16 protein-coding genes are annotated in these 17,749 nt (G+C 67.2%); 5 read left to right on the forward strand and 11 right to left on the reverse strand.

The features are described from left to right. Positions 1-27 precede the first annotated feature (27 nt). Together tssK and ASD15_RS15750 are read left to right on the forward strand one after the other, a co-directional pair. Complete coding sequence (tssK, locus tag ASD15_RS15745; protein ID WP_057155886.1) at positions 28-1,359, forward strand: type VI secretion system baseplate subunit TssK; 1,332 nt, start codon at positions 28-30, stop codon at positions 1,357-1,359. After that, positions 1,356-2,132 carry a DotU family type IV/VI secretion system protein gene (locus tag ASD15_RS15750; protein ID WP_057155887.1) on the forward strand — a complete coding sequence of 259 codons (777 nt, stop codon included), beginning with the start codon at positions 1,356-1,358 and terminating at the stop codon, positions 2,130-2,132. Before tssK ends, ASD15_RS15750 begins: the two co-directional genes overlap by 4 nt. A gap of 20 nt (positions 2,133-2,152) precedes the next feature. On the opposite strand, the gene ASD15_RS15755 is transcribed toward ASD15_RS15750, so the two are convergent. From ASD15_RS15755 to ASD15_RS15770, 4 genes are all read right to left on the reverse strand, one after another. Beyond that, on the reverse strand, positions 2,153-2,938 hold the full coding sequence (locus ASD15_RS15755) for an OmpA family protein (RefSeq protein WP_057155888.1): 786 nt from the start codon (positions 2,936-2,938) through the stop codon (positions 2,153-2,155). A gap of 10 nt (positions 2,939-2,948) precedes the next feature. Further along, positions 2,949-3,944 carry a type VI secretion system-associated protein TagF gene (gene tagF / locus ASD15_RS15760; protein ID WP_057155889.1) on the reverse strand — a complete coding sequence of 332 codons (996 nt, stop codon included), beginning with the start codon at positions 3,942-3,944 and terminating at the stop codon, positions 2,949-2,951. Then, the gene (gene tssM, locus ASD15_RS15765; protein ID WP_057155890.1) at positions 3,941-7,714 is read right to left on the reverse strand and encodes a type VI secretion system membrane subunit TssM; all 3,774 of its coding nucleotides are present in this window, start codon (positions 7,712-7,714) and stop codon (positions 3,941-3,943) included. The genes tagF and tssM overlap by 4 nt, the downstream gene beginning before the upstream one ends. A gap of 83 nt (positions 7,715-7,797) precedes the next feature. Next, a complete protein-coding gene (locus ASD15_RS15770; protein ID WP_057156112.1) occupies positions 7,798-8,550 on the reverse strand; it encodes a M15 family metallopeptidase in 753 nt (250 codons plus the stop codon). Positions 8,551-8,677: 127 nt separating this feature from the next. Between ASD15_RS15770 and ASD15_RS15775 the strand changes: the two genes are divergently transcribed. Next, positions 8,678-9,421 carry a hypothetical protein gene (locus ASD15_RS15775; RefSeq protein WP_157200960.1) on the forward strand — a complete coding sequence of 248 codons (744 nt, stop codon included), beginning with the start codon at positions 8,678-8,680 and terminating at the stop codon, positions 9,419-9,421. A 22-nt stretch (positions 9,422-9,443) separates the two neighbouring features. Here the strand turns inward: ASD15_RS15775 and ASD15_RS15780 are convergent, their stop codons facing one another. Genes ASD15_RS15780 through ASD15_RS15790 form a run of 3 tightly spaced genes read right to left on the reverse strand, consistent with a single transcriptional unit; the run spans position 9,444 to position 11,890 of the window. Then, positions 9,444-9,821 carry a VOC family protein gene (locus tag ASD15_RS15780; RefSeq protein WP_057155892.1) on the reverse strand — a complete coding sequence of 126 codons (378 nt, stop codon included), beginning with the start codon at positions 9,819-9,821 and terminating at the stop codon, positions 9,444-9,446. Beyond that, the gene (locus tag ASD15_RS15785; RefSeq protein ID WP_373888184.1) at positions 9,818-10,588 is read right to left on the reverse strand and encodes an alpha/beta fold hydrolase; all 771 of its coding nucleotides are present in this window, start codon (positions 10,586-10,588) and stop codon (positions 9,818-9,820) included. Before ASD15_RS15785 ends, ASD15_RS15780 begins: the two co-directional genes overlap by 4 nt. A gap of 30 nt (positions 10,589-10,618) precedes the next feature. Further along, positions 10,619-11,890 carry an MFS transporter gene (locus ASD15_RS15790; RefSeq protein ID WP_229418208.1) on the reverse strand — a complete coding sequence of 424 codons (1,272 nt, stop codon included), beginning with the start codon at positions 11,888-11,890 and terminating at the stop codon, positions 10,619-10,621. A 91-nt stretch (positions 11,891-11,981) separates the two neighbouring features. Here ASD15_RS15790 and ASD15_RS15795 point away from each other — a divergent pair, with 91 nt between their 5' ends. After that, a complete protein-coding gene (locus ASD15_RS15795; RefSeq protein ID WP_057155895.1) occupies positions 11,982-13,190 on the forward strand; it encodes a citrate synthase family protein in 1,209 nt (402 codons plus the stop codon). Between the two features lie 12 nt (positions 13,191-13,202). Here ASD15_RS15795 and ASD15_RS15800 read toward each other — a convergent pair whose 3' ends face one another. From ASD15_RS15800 to ASD15_RS15810, 3 genes are all read right to left on the reverse strand, one after another. Then, complete coding sequence (locus ASD15_RS15800; RefSeq protein ID WP_057155896.1) at positions 13,203-14,006, reverse strand: ParA family protein; 804 nt, start codon at positions 14,004-14,006, stop codon at positions 13,203-13,205. Positions 14,007-14,071: 65 nt separating this feature from the next. Further along, positions 14,072-15,982 (reverse strand): DUF6351 family protein, encoded by a 1,911-nt coding sequence (locus tag ASD15_RS15805; RefSeq protein WP_057155897.1) that lies wholly within the window; start codon positions 15,980-15,982, stop codon positions 14,072-14,074. Between the two features lie 25 nt (positions 15,983-16,007). Further along, positions 16,008-16,763 carry an ABC transporter substrate-binding protein gene (locus ASD15_RS15810; protein ID WP_157200961.1) on the reverse strand — a complete coding sequence of 252 codons (756 nt, stop codon included), beginning with the start codon at positions 16,761-16,763 and terminating at the stop codon, positions 16,008-16,010. A 162-nt stretch (positions 16,764-16,925) separates the two neighbouring features. Between ASD15_RS15810 and ASD15_RS15815 the strand changes: the two genes are divergently transcribed. Continuing rightward, positions 16,926-17,480: a YdeI family protein gene (locus ASD15_RS15815; protein WP_229418209.1), complete on the forward strand. Its 555-nt coding sequence runs from the start codon at positions 16,926-16,928 to the stop codon at positions 17,478-17,480. A 13-nt stretch (positions 17,481-17,493) separates the two neighbouring features. Here the strand turns inward: ASD15_RS15815 and ASD15_RS15820 are convergent, their stop codons facing one another. Then, positions 17,494-17,727, reverse strand: a complete 234-nt coding sequence (locus ASD15_RS15820; protein ID WP_057155900.1) for a hypothetical protein — start codon at positions 17,725-17,727, stop codon at positions 17,494-17,496. Between the last annotated feature and the right edge of the window lie 22 nt (positions 17,728-17,749).

Below are 17,749 nucleotides of genomic sequence, written 5' to 3' on the forward strand. Positions count from 1 at the left end.
GACAAAACCCATGAGCAAGGAGAACCTATGAGCACCGCGGCAAAAGTACTTTGGGGCGAAGGCCTGTTCCTACGCCCGCAGCACTTCCAGCAGCAGGACCGCTACCACGAGACGCGCTTGCAGCGCACCGCGCAGGCGCTGCAGCCCTACCTGTGGGGAGTGCTGGCGCTGGAATGGGACACGCCGGCGCTGCAAGCGAACCTGCTGCGGCTGCGCGCGCTGTCGGCCATCTTCCGCGACGGCGAGTTGAGCGACGCGCCCGCCAGCGACCCGCTGCCGCCGGCGGTGGACCTGGGCGCGCTGCCGCCCAGCGTGCAGGAAGTGACCTACTACGCCGCGCTGCCCTCGCTGGCGCCGGACAGCAGCAACTGCGCCCCTGCCGGGGCGCGCTACGCGCAAACGGAGCGCAGCACGGCCGATATCTACACCCAGGCGGCGCCGGCGGAGTTGAGCTATCTGCGCAAGGCGGTGCGCCTGGTGTCGGACCAGGAGCCGCGCGGCGGTTTCGAGTGCTTCCCGCTGATACGGCTGCGCCGTGTGGTTTCCGGGGTGTTCGAGCCCGATCCCGCATTCATCCCGCCCAGCCTGTCGGTAGCCGCCGCGCCGCGCCTGAAGATGCAGCTGGAACAGCTGATGGATGCGCTGCAGGCCAAGCTCAACGCGCTGCAGGGCCACATGCGGGAACCGAGCCGCAACGTGATCGAGTTCCGCTCCGGCGACGTCTCTGCCTTCTGGCTGCTGCATACCGTGAGCACCGCCAGCGCCACGCTGACGCACTACTTGCGCCATCCAGCGCTGCATCCCGAGCGCCTGTTCGAGGCCATGCTCGGACTGGCCGGGGCGCTGATGACCTATTCCAAGGCCTACACGCTGGCCAGCCTGCCAGCCTACCAGCATGACCATCCCGGCCCCTGTTTCGCGCAGCTGGACGGCATCGTGCGCGAGCTGCTCGACACGGTCATTTCGGCACGCTACTTTTCGATCGCGCTGGACGAGGAAAAGCCCTGCTACCACCGGGGCAAACTCGACTCGGGCAAGATCGACCACAAGACCACGCTCTACTTGGCCATCGGCGCGGCCATGCCGGCCCTGGAGCTGGTGGAGGCGGCGCCGCTGCGCATCAAGGCTGGCGCGCCGGACGACGTGGACCAATGCGTACTGACCGCCATGCCCGGCGTGAAGCTGACGCACGCGCCGCAAGTGCCGGCCGCCATCCCGCTACGGCCGGACACCTGCTACTTCACGCTCGAGAACAAGGGTGTGCTGTACGAACAAATGCTGAAGGCGCAGTCGATTTCGATTTACGTCCCGGCCGGCATCCGCGAGCTGCGCCTCGAACTGATCGCGGTGACGGCATGAGCGCCCAGATCGAACGGCGTGCCGCACCGTCCCTGCTCGGCAATCGCGCAGGGCCGGCGGCCGGGCCGCGCATCGCATCCTTGCTGGACCTGATGCACGAGGGCTTCTACGTGCTGTTCATGCTGAAGAACGGCTCGGCTCCGCCCGGCGAGCAGGAGTTCGCGGAAAAGGTGCTGACTTTCCTGGCCGGCTTCGAGAACGAGGCGCGGCGCCTGCGCGCGCACGGAACCGACATCGAAGCGGCCAAGTATGCCTACTGCGCCGCGCTGGATGAGACCATCCTGGCATCGGGCTTCCCGATCCGCGGGCCATGGGAGCGGCGCCCGCTGCAGTTGCGGGTGTTCGGCGACCAGCTGGCCGGCGAGCACTTCTTCGACCGGCTGGAGGATCTGCGCGCCAAGGGCGGCGTACGGCTGCAGGCGCTGCAAGTGTTCCATCTGTGCCTGCTGCTCGGCTTCAAGGGCAAGTATGCACTTGACAGCAGCGACAAGCTGGCCTGCCTGACCGCGCGCCTTGGCGACGAAATCTCCCACATCAAAGGCCGCAGCCGCGGTTTCGCGCCGCGCGCCGAGCGGCCGGACCAGGTGGCGCACAAGCTGCGCAGCGACGTGCCGCTGTGGACGCTGGCAGCGGTGTTCTCGCTGGCGGCGCTGGGGGTGTACGCCGGCATGAAGGCGTCGCTGGAGCATGCCACCCGGCAGGGCATGGCGGACTACGCTGGCCTGGTGAAGCTGGCGCCGCGCCAGGCCAGCCTCACCATCACCCTGCCCTGACCCAGGGCCGCTGCTCCGCACTACTGCGCAATCCGGAACTCGATGCGGCGGTTGCGGGCACGGCCCTCGCTGGCCGCATTGTCCGCCACCGGCCGGTCCGGCCCCAGGCCGGAGACGGCCACCATGCCAGGGCTGACGCCCTTCTGCGCCAGATAGGCCCGTACCGCCTCGGCGCGCGCCAGACTGAGCGCCAGGTTGGCGCCGCGCGGGCCGACATTGTCGGTGTGGCCGATCACTTCGACCATTTTCCCCTTCAGCTGGTGCAGCGCGCCGGCCATCTGGTCCAGGATCTCCCGGCCCGACGGCCGTATCGCCGCCTGCCCACTTTCAAATTCGATAATCCGTTTCGCCAGCGTCGCGTCCAGCAGCTCCTGCTCCGCCGTGCTCACGCGCAGGCCGTTGTTGACGGTGTAGGTCGGATTCAGGCTGGTGGCGGCATCGCTGGCGATCTGCTGCCGCAGCGCCTCGCTGGCCACCTCGCCGCGCAGGCTGACGCTAGTACCTTCCACTTTCAGCTCGCCCTTGCTGATCAGCTTCAGATTGGGGCCGATCAGCTTCTGCACATGGCCGCTCCAGTTGGGCGGCAGCGCCACGTTGCCGATGCCGATCTGGTCCACCACGTGCTCGGCGCCATACAGTTCGCGCAGGCGCCGCAGCATGGCCGCCTTGCTCGCCTCGTCCGGCAAGGTTCCGCTAACCCGCACCTGGCCGGATTTCGGCGCGGCCGGTTCGGCGGGCTGCGCATGCACCGGTCCGGCGCCTGCAATGGCGGCGCCGCACAGCAGCACGGCGGTAACGTAGCGCATGGCTTGCTCCTCAAGTGAAGGTTTCGTAAAACAGCGCGCAGGCAGATTCCAGCGTGAGCAGTTCCTGCTCCAGACAGGCCGACAGGCGCAGCACCTTGTGGTCGCCACGGATCATGTCGTCCACCCAGGCGGTGCTGTCGAAAGTGATCTGCTGCGTTTCCGCATATTGCGGGTCGATCACGCCGCGCAGCGTGGCCGGCGACGCGCCGGCAAAACCCAGCACCAGCGCGGGCCGGCCGGACAGCTCGCACATCAGCAGCGCCAGTTCCACGTCCACCTGGCGCAGGAAGGGCTCGGCCAGCGACAGCCACAGGGCCGCCACGGCCGGCCGGCAAAGCGGATCGCGCGGCAGTGGCAGCGCCAGGCTGCGCTCCAGCCGCGTGCTGCCGCTCCAGCCGAAAGGCTGCAGCAGCAGTCCCATCGCAAGCATCGTCCGGCGCGCCGAGATGCTGCTACGCTCCAGCGTCAGCATCGCATCCAGGCCGACCAGCGTGGTCCGCCCGAGGAAATCACTTAGCGAGGCAGCGTGCGCAGGGGCGTGCGGATCGATTTCCAGCGCGTTTGCAGACAAGGCATGCAACTGCGGTGCGGGATGCATGGCGGACGTCAGCGGCGCCATGCCGGCTGCCAGCGCACTCCAGAATGGCCTTAGCACGATGGGACTGTGGCGCAGGAAGGCGGGGGCGTCATCAACCTCCAGCACGCTCATTGCCAGGAAAGGAAAGCGCCGCTGCGACTGGTCGCTGCTGGCCACCAGATGACCCGCGATGGCACGACTGCTGCGCGTGCCGACGAAAGCGAAATGCAGCGGGCGCATGGCGTCGTAGTGCAGCTTCCAGCGCGGCTCCGCAGTCAGCCCGGTCATGGTGTCGGCCAGCCAGCCGTCCAACAATTCGACCAGCGCATGGTTGTCGCCGGCTTTGATAAAGTCGCTGCGCGCCGGAATTTTGCCGAAGTAGCCGATGCGGGCCAGTTGCGGCGTGCGTAACGGAGCAAGGCGGCTCATCGCGCGCCTCCCTGCGGCAGCGCGGCCAGGGCGGCAGGTGCTGCCACCGCAGACGCTGTACCGACTATGGATTCCGGCAGCGTCATGCCGCGCATGCCTTGCTCCTGCGGCGCAGCGCCGTTACCGGCCTCAGGACTGCTGGTGATCTTCAGATCCAGCGCCACACTGATGCCAGCATTGGTCCAGCGCAGCTCGTGCACGCCCTCCTCCTTGCGCATGCGCACCGCGGCGTCGATCATGCGTTTCAAGCCAAACTGGCCCGGCTCATTGAACAGCTCGACACTGCGGCCATCGAAGGCCACTGCCGTGATGCGCGCGCCCGGAATGCCTTGCGGGCCGGGGTGGACCATGCCGGTCCATTGCGCCGGCGTGTTCCGGTAGCGCAACTGCTGTCCGTCGATCTCCACCGTATATTCCAGCGTGCCCGGCGCGGGCAGCGGCTGGATCTGGAACACCGTTTGCGCGGCGGCGCTTGCGGCACCGACGCCGCCTGCGCCCAGCGGCGCTATCCAGCCTGGAAAGCGCGACACCGCCTGCGGCGACAGTGCAATGCCCATGTCGGCCCAGGTGCGCGGCGCCAGCGCGTCGCCGCGCCGCACCACCAGCGGTCCCATGGCCGTGGTGACGAATTTGGCCACCAGCCCATCGGGGCCGAAGAACTGGGCTATTTCCAGACTGCTGGCCTCTATTTTCGCGTCCGGCGAGAACGGATACTTGGCCGCCAGCGTGCGCTGGAACGGCTGGTACACCTGCGCCAGCCAGGTCTGGTTGAGGTCCGCCTCGGCCGGCCCGATGATCACGGCGAAGGTCTGCATCAACGGCCGCACCAGCAACGGCCGTATGGCGAGTTTCTGCTCGTCGCCCATCCCGGTCAGCATCTGCTCATCGACAAAGCGCAGTGCGTCGGCCAGTTCTGAGCCGGTGCCTTCCAGCGTCTGCTGCATGAACAGGCGCGCCCCTGGCCCGGGGTCGCCCTGGTTCTTCAGCGTGTTCAGGCGGGTGCGCAAGCGCGACAGCGCTTCCATGTAGCCACGCAGCAGCGTGGCGTTCTTGTCCCTGGCGGAGACCAGCCTGGCCACCGCCGCGAACGCGCGCCCCACCGTCCCCATCGGCCGCTCGAAACGGGCCGGGTCCAGCGGCACGGTTACCGGCGCGGGCGCGCGGCGCAGCAGGGTATGCTCGACCCACTCCGTGAAGCCGCGCTGCGCCTTCCGCGCCTCCGCGTTCGCCAGCGTGGGGTTGTCCCACGAGGTCTGCTCGTTGATGGTGTTGAGCACCTTGACGATGGGCGAGGACTGCGGATCGCCCAGCCGGTTCATGGCCGCCACCGCGCCGTTGAAACCGTCCAGGTCCGTCACGGCCACACCCTGGACGAACTTTTGCCACGCCCTGGAGAAGTCGCTCTTGTACATTTCCACCAGGTGCTTCTCGATCTGCTCCGGGCTGCCCGCCAAGGTCAGGTCGTCCTTGCTGGCTGTCCTCAGCACCCAGTCCGTGCTTTGCAACTCGCCGCTGGCAGCCTCGCGGATGGCGCCCTGGATATACTTCTCCCATGCCTCGCGCGTGAACGCGCCGGGGACGGCATGGCTGCCCGCCATCAGCGCCTGGTCCTGCTCGCCGACGATACGCACCACCGTCATGGCGGGGAAACGCGTGCCGGCGCGGGCACGGATGTCAGCATACACGCGGTCGCGCGCTGGCGTGCCGCGCACCACCCGCCGCAGGTTCTCGCGCGCCTGGTCCACCAGCGCCAGCTTCTGCTCGATGCGCGGCCAGGACGGATCGCCCGACTGCGCCAGGTAGAAGGTCAGCAGGCGCTCGGCGCTGCGTATCATCTGCTCACGCGGCATGGCGCCCCGGTTCGCTTCCAGCCAGCCGCGCCAGTAGCGCGTGAGCTGGTCGTTCAAATGCCCGGCCTCGGCACGCGGCGGGTCGGCCAGCATCAAATAAGTCTTGAGCGCGTTGTAGGCGTCGTCAACGTTGAGCGGATCGGCATCGGCATACTGGCGGGAGGCAGCAGGCGCAGCCGCTACGGCTGCGGGTGCGGGCGCAGCCGCCGGCTGCCCCGCCCCCACAGGCGCCGCCAGTTGCTCCGCATTGGCGTTCATCTCGAACAACAGCGCTTCCAGCCTGGCCGCCACCGGCATGACCATCACCTCTTTCACGCCCGCGTAGTATTCCTGGCGCAGCTTGCGCTCCAGCAGGCCGCCCTGGTACAAGCCCATGCTGATAGCCCATGGCCGCTCGCGCGCGAACTTTTCCAGCTGTTCGATCCGGTCCTGCAGGATCTCCAGCGCCTCCAGGCGCGGCTGCAGGTCCACCCGCCCTTCCTGTAGCTTCGCCACCTTGTCCAGGTCCGCCTGCACATTGGCGGCCAGTTGGCGGTTGCCCATGTAAGACCAGGTCCAGCCGCCCAGTGCCCCGCCCAGCAGCACAACCGCGCCAAAGAACGCCGCATAGCGCAAGCGCGCGCTGGCACGGCTGGCGTATTGCGACACCAGCGCCTTGTCGGCGAACACCACGTCGCGAAACAGCTTGAAGAGAAAATAGCCGCCAGCCGAGCCATAGGGCATAGCTGCAACCTCCTGCCGTGCAGGACCGAGGGCCAGCTCGTAGCGCTCGGCGATGCGTTGCGACTGCGCGCTCAGGGGCTGCCCTTCCTGCAGGGCGCTGGAAAAGTAGAAGCCCCGGAACACGGGTTGGAACTGGAAGGGATTTTCCTCGAACAGCGTGGCCAGGAAGGCCCGTAGCGGCGCGCGCATGGATGCGAACTCCATCGGAAAAGTGAAAATGCCCGGCGCCATGCGCGTGCGGCGCGGCTGCGCCATGTTCGCCATGCCCATATCGACCAGGCCCGTGTGCAGCTCATCAAAACCCTGGTCGAAGAAGGCCAGCAACTCCTGGCTGCCCGCCCTGCGCTTGTAGGGCATGGTGGCGCCCCAGACCCGCTCGCGCTCGCTGCTTTCGCCTTGGCAGAAGAAGTCGCTGAAGCCCGCGATCAGGTCGGCCTTGGTGAACAGCACGTACACCGGCGCGAACACCTCCAGGCGTTCGATCAGGTCCTGCACCCGCTTGCGCAGGCTGCGCGCCAGCCTGAGCGCGCCATCCGGGTCGCTGCGCAGTTCCGCGACGCTGACCGCGACGATGATGCCATTCACCGGCGCACGCTTGCGGTGCTTCTTCAGCAAATCCAGGAAACCACGCCACTCGTCCAGGTGTTCGTCCTCCACCGCGTAGCGGCCCGCCGTATCGAGCACAATGCCGTCGGCGGTAAAGAACCAGTCGCAATTGCGGGTGCCGCCCGCGCCGTGCACCGCGCGCGCGTCGGCAAACGGAAATTGCAGGCCGGAGTTGATGATGGCGCTGCTCTTCCCTGCCGATGGATTTCCGATGACCATGTACCACGGCAGCTGGTACAGCGCACGCGATCCCGGCATGCGGCCCAGCTTGGAACCCTTGATGGTGGCGATCGCCTTCAGCATGCCGCTGCGGACTGCGTCCACTTCCTGCCGGCCGGCGCCCACATCCTGTACCTGAGCTTCCGCAGGCGCCCTGGCCGCTTCCAGGCCGACAGTGGCGCGCGCCGTCTTCCTGCGCTTCAGCCAGCGCGCCAGCAGCCACGCCAGGACGGCCGCCGCCAACGCCGCCACTGCCCAGATCAATGCCAGTTCCAGCAGTTCGGCGCCGAGATAACACAGTGCCGCCGTGGCGATGAACCCGGCAATGGTGAGATTGCGGGAGTCGGTGAGGAACAGCCAGATTCGTCGCATGATGATAGCTCCGTGGCGCCTGTGGGCGGACCAGAACTATGTTGCCACCTGCCCCGCCTTGCATTGTTGACACAGAACAAGACTCAACGTTTGCGCTGCATCGCCTCCGGCAAACGCAGCTCGGCGTGGCCGAAATCCATCATGGTCCAGCGGCCTCCCCAGGTCAGGCCTGCCGCCTCGGCGGCCTCGCCGTACAGGCGATAGCCGCGCATGGCCCAAGGATCCCTTTCGGAGATCACCAGTTTGCCGTCGCGCAGAAAGGCGCAGTCGGCGGCCAGGCCGAACTGGTGGTAGCTCTGAAAAGCCCTGGCATTGGTGACACTGGCGCCAGTGCTGGCCAGCAGGTCCTGCCGCTCCGGGCTGCGGTAGCCCTCTAGTAGCGCCATGTCATAACCATGGCGCTCCTTCATGATGCGGAACACCAGCAGCAGACGCTGTTCGAAGCCGGGATGAAGCTGTTGCCAGCTGCGGTTGGCGCCCGCCAGCAGGGGCCGCACGCGCACCACCTCCGTCGCCGCGAATGCCAGCGGCGGCACGGGCGGCGGGGGCGCCAGCTGTTCACCCTTGAGCAAGACGGCCACCTGGCCGTTGGCTTCATAGCCTGCGCTATCGAAGGCAGGAAGCGCCAGCCGGCGGCCGGCCACCAGCGCCAGCGTGGGCGGCAGCAGCGTCAGCAAGGCGCCGCTAGCCAGCAGCCAGGCATAGCGCCCCCGCAGCAAGGCGCGGCAGCGCAACAGCGCCAGCTCGAACAGGGCATCGCGGCCGGCCGGGAATAGCAGCAGCCATCCGCCAAGGCACACCAGCAGAAACAACAGCAACAAGGAAACGGCAAGCATGGTGCGCTCCGTCAAAGCGTGGCCGGGCGGCTGGCCGCACACTGAAGGCGGCCGTACCGGGATCGCTCCATCGTATGTCGTCCGCCGCCGCGCGGTTCCGAAGCAGATCAAACCATGGGAGGATAGATTGGATAAATCCACACCACCTCAAAGACCGGACCTGTTCGCCGCCGTGCAGCCGGGCGATGGCAGCCGGCGCATCCTGGCCAGGCTGGAGAACAGCGGCAAGGCGAATACGCCGGGCGCGCGCCTGGCACGGCTGCAGCCCGGCCAGCTCGTGATGCGCCTGGCGCTGCTGGCCATGGTTGCAGCGGCCATCGCTGGCGTCAGCTACCATGGACTGGCACCGGCCCAGCGTAGCCAGCCAGTTGTGCTGGTGGCGCCCGTGGCGCCGCTGGTCATCGCGCCGGACGAAGTGGAGCGGCGCGCCGCGGCCATCGTCAACGAGCCGCTGCCGGCTATCACCCCGCTCCGGCGCAAGCTAGCTGCGGTCGCCATTGCTGCCGGCCCGCGCGCCCCGCAGGTGCGCCAGGGCCACCAGGCCAGTCAAGCACCCGCGGCCCCGCACTCCCCCACGCACTCCGCCACCAGCCCTGCCTCACGTTCCGCCGCGCCGGTCCATACGGCCGCCGTGCCGCCAGCGGACAGCGACTTGGCGCTGCTGACGGCGCTGGTGGCCCATAGCGGCAACCAGCCTGGCGCCGGCCCGCACAGGCGCGACGAGGTCGAACGCAACGACGGCGACAGCACCGACGCCCTGCTACGCCGTTGCCAGCGCCTTGGCGGGCCGGAAGCGGGCCTGTGCCGCGCACGCATCTGCAACGGACAGTGGCTGCACGCGGCAGCCTGCCGCATGCCGATCAACGACTGAAAGCGCCTGCCGCCGGCTCGACTCAGGCGCGTTCGGATATCTCGATCAGGTTCTGGTCCGGGTCGCGCACATAGACCGAGCGGATCGGCCAGTTGGCGCCAGTGCGCGCCACCGGCCCCTCCTCTATCGGCACGTCCAGCTGCGCCAGCCGCGCAATCACGTCGTCCAGCGGAATGGACGCGATAAAGCACAAATCCAGCGAGCCAGGCGTGGGCTGCGCCGCCTTCGGCAGGAACTCCTTGCCATATTCATGCAGGTTGATCTTTTGCGCGCCGTACTTGAACGCCACGCGGCCTGCGCCGAAGGTCTCCAGCTGCATGCCCAACACCCGCGTGTAGAAATCGATGCAGCGCTCGCGCTCGCGCGTGGTCAACACCAGATGATCCAGGTGGTCTATCATTTCGCCTCCAACTCCTGCAAGAAATCCGATATGGCGGCCAGCACCGCCTCCGGCTGCTCCAGGTGCGGCGTGTGGCCGCAGTCCGCCAGCATGGCCGTGCGCGCGCCAGGCGCCTGAGACTCGATGGCGCGCAACTGCGCTTCCGTGCCGTACTGGTCGCCGCTGCCCTGCAAGGCCAGCACCGGGCACGCGACCGACGGCAGCAGGTACTCGATGTTCCAGCGGCTGAACGCCGGCCGCAGCCAGGTGTCGGCCCAGGCGCCGAAAATCTGGTCCGTCTTGTCGCCGTGGTAGCGCGACAGGCCACGCAGCTTGCCGGCGCCGTACGCCGCGCGCGCCTCGCGGATGCCGGCCAGCGTGACTTCCTCCACGAACACATGCGCCGCCTCCGTCACCACGCCCAGCAGGCCGGGCGGCTGGTCCGCAGCATGGATCAAGGCGATGCTGCCGCCATCCGAATGACCCACCACGACATAGGGCCGCCCGTCCAGCAGCGCCAGCATCTGCGGCAGCTCTTCCAGCGCGTAGCGGTGCAGGTAGTGCACGCTGCGCCCGGTGCGCAAAGGCACGGACTGCCCATAGCCGCGCCGGTCGAACATCAGCCCCCGGCAGCCGGTGCGCGCGCACAGCCGCGCGGGAAAGTCCTTCCACATCGCGGTGCAGCCCAGCCCTTCGTGCAGGAAGACCAGCACCGGCTTGCCGGCGGCGCCACTATCTTCGGCGATCCATTCGTAGTACAGCTGGCCCCCTTCGGCCAGTTCCAGCATTGCCATCTTCTTCTCCTCCGCTTTGCCAGGCTACAGATTACACTGCCACGGCTGCACGCGGCGCAGCAGCAGGGGCGCCAGCAGCGACAGTGCGTACAGCACCAGGCCAGCACCCGCGAGGGCCATGGCATGCCGCACCCCGGCCAGCCCGGCCACTGCGCCCCATAGCAGGCTGCCGCCGGTCTGGCCGAGCGCCATCGCCATCAGGTAGACCGAGAGTGTGCGCGCCCGCACCTCGCTGGGAAACGACGACTGCGCGGCGCCGTTCAAGGTGGTCACCATGGCGGACCAGGCCACTCCCCCCGCCGCCGACAGCGCCATCAGCGCCGGCCAGGACTGCACATGCGGCAAGGCCAGCAGCATGGCGCCGAACATGGCCACCGCGCCACCCAGCAATTGGCGGCGCGCGAGGCGGGCGCGCAGCTCGGGCAGCAGAAACGCGGCCAGCACCGCACCGACGCCGACGCAGGCCATCAGGCTGCCGAATGCGCCGGCTTCGCGTCGCAGCACGTCGCGCACGAACAGCGGCAGCAAGGCCGTGTAGGCGATGGCGGCGCCGAACACGCAGACGGTATGGCGCAGCAGCCGGCGGTAGGCGGCCGAGCCGAAGGCGGCCTGCAGGCCAGCACGGAAGCCGCGCCAGCTGATGCCGCCATCCGCAGCCGGCGCCTGCTCCGGCCCGGCCCCCGGTGCGATGCCGCGTATCCAGTCCAGGTACACCAGCAGCAAGCCGCCGAAAGACACGGCGTTGAACAGGAACAGCGGCACCGCCCCCATCCACACAAACAGCATGCCGCCCAGCGCCGGACCGGCTGTGGCGGCGAGATTGAAACTCAGGTTGTTCAGCGACGCTGCAGCCTCCACTTCCTCCGGCTGCACCAGTCCGGACATGGCGGCCTGCCAGGCCGGCCACATGAAGGCCGAGCCGGTGCCCATCATGAAGATCAGCGCCAGCACGGCGGCCGGCGACGCCATGCCGCTGGCCGCCAGCGACGCCATGCCGGCAGCCGCCAGCGCCATGAAGAGGTTCACTGCGAACAGCAGCTTGGGACGCGGCACCGCGTCCGCCACCACGCCTGCCAGCAGGCCGAACATCAGCATGGGCGCGTAGCTCGCGGCCGGTACCAGCGCGGAGGTTTGCGCCGCCGGAGAAATGGTGGCCACAAGCCAGGCGGCGGCGAACGTTTGCGTCCATGTGCCCAGGTTGGACAGCAAGTTGGCCAGCCAGAGCTGGCGGTAGCGCCGGTGCCGCAGCGGCTGCAGCATGGGGACCTTGCGGCGCGCCGATGGCGCGGACGGCATTGCGAGTGGTGTAGGCTTGTGCATACAATGAGTCTATGCGGCGCCTGAAAACGGCGTCAATCTTGACTCCGGCAATCAACACAAATAAAGCATGAAGAAAGAGCTCTCATCCAAGGAAGCGGCGGCCATACTCGGCGTGTCGGCCGCCACGCTGTACGCCTATGTGAGCCGGGGCATGCTCACCTCCATCGCCGACGGCAAGGCGCGCAGCAAGCGCTATGCGCACGAAGAGGTGCTGCGCCTCGCCGCGCGCAAGGCAGACGGAAAACGCGCCGGGCACGCGGTGGCCGCGGCCATGAGCTGGGGCGTGCCGGTGCTGGAGTCGCGCATCTCGCTGATCGCGGACGGCAAGCTGTTTTACCGGGGCCAAGACAGCAGCGCGCTGGCCGCACACGCTACGCTGGAGCAGGCCGCAGCCATCCTGTGGGGCGCGACCGGCACGCTGGCGGCGCCATCACCACAGGCCGCAGCGCCTTCGCAGCCGGCGCCCTCCCCGGCTGCACCGACTCCGCTGCCTCCTGCCGTCGCCGAGCTGGCGCGCGACATGGCGCCGCTGCAGCGCGCCATGGCATACCTGCCCCTGGTCGCTGCGGCGCCGGCCGGCCGCGAGGCAGGCACACCACCCGCGCAGCTGATGCGCATGCTGGCCGGCCTGTTGCTGAATGCGGAGATCACCGCCGAGCCGCTGCACCGGCAAGTGGCGCGTGCATGGGGCGTGCATGGCATCGGCGAAGAGCTGCTGCGCGCCGCACTGGTGCTGATGGCGGACCACGAACTGAACACCTCGGCCTTTACTGTGCGCTGCGTCGCCTCCACCGGCGCAGCGCTGCCGGCAGTGCTGTGCGCGGGGCTGGCCGCGCTGTCGGGCCCCGAGCACGGCGGCCATTACCTGATGGCGAAGGACGTCATCGTGGCGCAATTGAACGGAACGGGCGCTGCGGAATTGGTGCCCATGCGGCCCGGATTCGGCCATCCGCTGTACTCGGACGGCGACCCGCGCGCCACGCAGTTGCTGGAAATGATGGAGCCTTTGCCGCAAGCCGCAGGCGTGCTGGCGCTGGCGGCCAAAGCGGCGGCAATCAAGGGCGCCGAGCCGAATTCGGACTTCGCGCTGGCGGCGCTGGAACTGGTGCTCGGCCTGCCGCCGCACAGCGGCATCGTGCTGTTCGCCCTGGCCCGCTCCGCAGGCTGGCTGGCGCACGCGGCGGAACAAGCGGCGGACGGCGGCATGATACGGCCGCGCGCCCGCTACGTCGGCAAGTTCGGCGAGTTCGGAGAATCTGCCCCATCCGGGCCTTGAACCGGCCCGTGCTCAGCCGCGCTTGCGCTCCTTGGCCTGATTCTGCTGCGCGAACTCCAGCTCCTCGTACAGCGCGAGGAACTCCTGCGACAGCTTGTGGCGGCTGTCCAGGTGGATCATCGGCAGGCAGCGCTCGTGCGACTCGCGCACCTTGATGGAGCTGGACAGCTTGCTCTGCAAAACCGGCAGGCCCTCCGCCAGCAGCTCGTCCACCATGCGCTGCGGCAGATTGGCGCGCGGCTGGAACTGGTTGACGATGATGCCCTCGATCTCCAGCGCCGGATTGTGGTCCGCCTTGATCTCGCCCACGTTGTTCATCAGCGTGTACAAGGCCTGGCGCGAAAAGTCGTCGCAGTCGAACGGAATCAGGCAGGTGTCGGCTGCGATCAGCGCCGACTGCGTGAAAAAGTTATAGGCCGGCGGCGTATCGATGATGATCTCGTCGAACTCCTTGGACAGCTCGTTGAGCGCGTCGCGCAGCTTGTAGATCTTGTGGCGCGACTCCAGCTTGGACTGCAACTCGCCGATCTCCGGGTGCGACGGCATCAGCGACAGGTTCTCGAACCTGGTCTCATGCACATAGCCGCGCGCCGACAGCGAGAACACCATGAAATTCAGGGTCTGCTCGAAGTAGCCCGCCACCGTGGGCTCGATTTCCTTGGCCGCGTCGCCCAGCAGGTAGCGGCTCGAATTGCACTGCGGGTCGATATCGATCAGCAGCGTCTTCTTGCCATGGTAGGCCGCAATGGCGGCGAGATTCACGGCTATGGTCGATTTCCCGACGCCGCCCTTCTGGTTGAATATCACACGTTTCATGCCTGCTCCAGTTCCGGTACATAGGGTATGCGAAGGGAATGGCACAATTTTAGCAGATTGCCAACTCAGGGCCGCCCGGCGTCCTTCTGCGCGTAGTCGCACACGCCCTGCGGGAAGATGCGGCGCAGCCAGGCCGTTTGCGCAGCAGAGAATTGCACGGCCGGCGGATACGTGCCATCGGCCAGCGCCGCATCCACCGGCTTCAGCGCGCACTTGAATACGTCGCCCTTGATCGAACCGCCCGCCACCATGCGCGGGCTGCTGTACACCGGAAACGCCCTGGTGCAGGCGCCGGCCGGGTTGCGGTCCAATACGCCGTCCCAGACGGACGGGCCGGAAGCGATCAGCGTATTGCCATTGTCGAAGCACTTATCCGTGAAGTCCGCCGCAGCGGCGCCGCCGGCCAGGTGGCGCTCCAGCACCGGCAAGGCCTCCATCACGCGCGCGCTCAAGTCCTCATCCAGGCGCGTAAACCAGATCACCTGCTGCTTCGCCTCGGCCGGATTGGCGTCCAGCAGGCGCTGGCGCACCGAGAAGGACTGGCGCGCGTTGTGCATGTCGAGCTTCGGCTCCAGGTAAGGCCGCAGGTCGATCACCGGCATGCCCAGGCGCTGGCCGGTGAACACGTGGCCGGACGCATACGCCTTCTGCATGGCCGCAAGGTCGCCCGCGCGGCGCGGCGACGGCGTACCGGCCGGGTCGCGGCAGGTGGCGCTGCGCTTCATGTTGCGGCTGTCGAACGGGTCGGCGTCCTTGTCCCAATTCACGAATTCGGCCTGCTCCTTCCAGCCGCCCACACACGCATTGATACGCAAGAACTCCTCCGCGCCAATGCGCCCCTGCGCCAGTGCCGCCAGGCCGTACTGCACGCCCACGTTGTCGATCGGGATGGGCGCGTAGCCGGCGGCATCGGCGCCATACACCTCCGCCAGGTCGTTCCAGTGCGTCCATTTCACATGCGCGAACACACTGGAAGGATAGCCATACTGCCTGGCTCCGGCGTCGAATTTCGGATCCTTGTAGACGGGATTGAGCACGGTCGGCATCGCCATGCGCCAGCCGGCGATGCACTCGGTGGACGAGTCGCTGGCATTCATACCCTGGATCAGCGTGTGGTTGCGCCACTTCGCCCACAGCGAAGCCGGGTTGCGCTCCGCTTCCTCCTTGAAGTACTGGCCCAGCAAGGGGCAATCGGAGATGGGGATGGTCTGTGTCACCATGTCCGGATAGGACTGGATGGCGATGCCGGCATCCAGCAGGCCTGGCTGGTTCTGCGCAAACATGTACTGCTGCACCGCGCCGCCGGAGCCGCCTATGCCTATCGTGGCCTGCGGCTTGCCGTAGGCCTCCACGAAGCGCGCCTTGGTCAGCAAGGCTGTCTGCGCCGCCAGCAGCATGTTGTAGTGCACGCCGGTCTCGTTACCGGAGGAGCTGGCCACCGCGTAGCCCTGCTCCAGCAGCTTGGGCATCAGCAAGCGCTCGGAGCTGTTCAGGCGTTCGTTCACCCACATCGGTATGCCCTGCTGGTGGCCGATACCGACGCCGCCGCGCATCCAGTAGACCAGCTTGCGGTTCCAGGCGGCCGGCTCCAGCATGGCGATGGTGTAAAGAAAGCGGTTGATGCTGCCCACTTCCACCCGCACCACGAACGGCACCTTGGCGCCGTTGACGGCGACGGTGCGCATGTCCGACGGCGGATCGGCCGCATCGTAGGTCTTGAAGCGGCTGCCGTTGTAATAGAAGCGCAGCACGCGGGTGTGGATGTTGCAGTGCTGGCTGTGGCCCAGCAGCTTGCGGTCCGCGTCGAACACCGGGTGGCCTATGCCCTGCTGGTTGTCCACCAGGGGCTGGCCCAGCCCGGCCTCCTCGGTGCGGCAAATGAAAGGCTGCTGCAGCGGCTGGGCCCACGCCTGCCCGCAGGCGGCCAGCCCGATCAGCGCCGCAGTTCCGGCGGCCCAAAGTCTCGAATCTGCCATCGCATGCTCCTTGTTATGGTCTGCGCTACTTCGCCAGCGCCGGCGCCAGCTCCGTCCATTCGCGCGAGGCGCGTATGCGCCGTATCCCTTCCCATGTTGCCGCCACCACGGCCGGATTGGACTGTGCATAGCCGTTGCCGAACGCCAGATAAGCGTCCGCCACCAGGAAGGCCGGCGCCAGAACACGCAAGGACCTGAACTCGTCCTGCGCCAGAAATCCCCTGGCGTCGGCTTCGCGTATCACCACTGCCTGCAGGCGCTGCGCGTTCAGCATCTGCATCAACTGCAGCGCCGTCTTCGCACTGTCCAGGTGGCGGATGCCGAGATTGTCCAGCGCATGCCGCAGCACGTTGACGCCAGCCGGATAGGAAACCGGCGTGGTGATGCCCTTTAGCGCCTTGCCGTCCCAACTGACGCCGCTGCCGGGCGCGGTTACCACCACCCAGGTGTCCACGCCCAGGGCGAACACGGGGTCCGGTCCGCCGTTCTTGAGCGGGAAGCGCAAAAAATCCTTGTAGGCGTGGAAGGCCTGCACGGCGAGCACGCCGTCGACCTGGCCCGCCCGCGCCGATTCGATGCAGCGCCGCCAGGGCAGCACCACGAAACTGGCTTCCGCCCCCGCCACGCGCACGGCTTGCCGCACCAGATACTGCGCCTGGCCTTCATGGTCGGGAAAAGTGAGCGGCGCAGCAGGCCGATCGCTGACGCACAGCGTAACGCCAGCGGCCTCCGTCGCGCACGACAGCAGGCAGCACAGCATGAAGGTCGGGACGATTTTCATCTATCGGGAGACGGGCTATGCGATGTCCCAGCATAGCATACCAGGCCGTTTTAGCAGCCCCGGAGCTATGCTATATTGACAATCTTTCTGCCGACTTTATCGCTCGCAACGGGACAACAGACTATGAAGAAAAAAGAGACGAACCCAAAGGTTGACGCGTATGTGGAACAAGCCACGACCTGGCAAGCCGCGTTGCGCAAACTGCGCGCCATCATCCTCGACTGCCAGCTCAACGAAGAGCTGAAATGGGGCGTGCCCTGCTACACGTTCAACGACGCCAACATCGTCCTGATCCATACCTTCAAAGAATACTGCGCCATCCTGTTCTTCAAGGGCTCACTTCTCAAGGACGAAGAAGGCGTGCTGATCCAGCAGACCAAGAATGTGCAGGCAGGGCGTCAGATCCGCTTTACCAGCGCCAGCCAGGTCGACGAGATGCAAGCCGTCGTGAAAGCCTATGTCCAGGAAGCCGTCGCTGTCGAAAAAGCGGGCCTGAGCGTGGAGTTCAAGGAGACGGCGGACTTCGACATGCCGGAAGAGTTCCAGGCCAGGCTGGACGACTCGCCGCAGCTGCAGGAGGCGTTCGAGGCGCTCACGCCGGGACGGCAGCGCGCCTACCTGCTGCACTTTGCCGAAGCAAAGCAGTCCAAGACGCGCACGGCCAGGGTGGAGAAATGCGTGCCGCACATCTTGGCAGGCAAGGGGCTGAAGGACTAAATCAGGGAGGCGGCTACGAAATGTGCCGGCGCGTGTCGGGTACGGGAATTCGTTCCCCCTGCGGCGACACGATCCAGCCGTCCAGCTTCTGCCGCAACTCAGCCACATTCTCAGGCGCGATATCGGCCAGGATATTGTTCCCGCTGTGATGTATGACGCGCCCCTGCGGCAGCGTGCCGAGCAAGGCAAGCGCCTCCTCGGCCGACACCGCCGCTGCATTCGTGCGTCGTAAGATAAGCTGGCTCATATCTTCAATATAGCACGCCGGC

Origin of the sequence: Massilia sp. Root351 (assembly GCF_001425045.1) — a bacterium.
Lineage (GTDB): Bacteria > Pseudomonadota > Gammaproteobacteria > Burkholderiales > Burkholderiaceae_D > Rugamonas.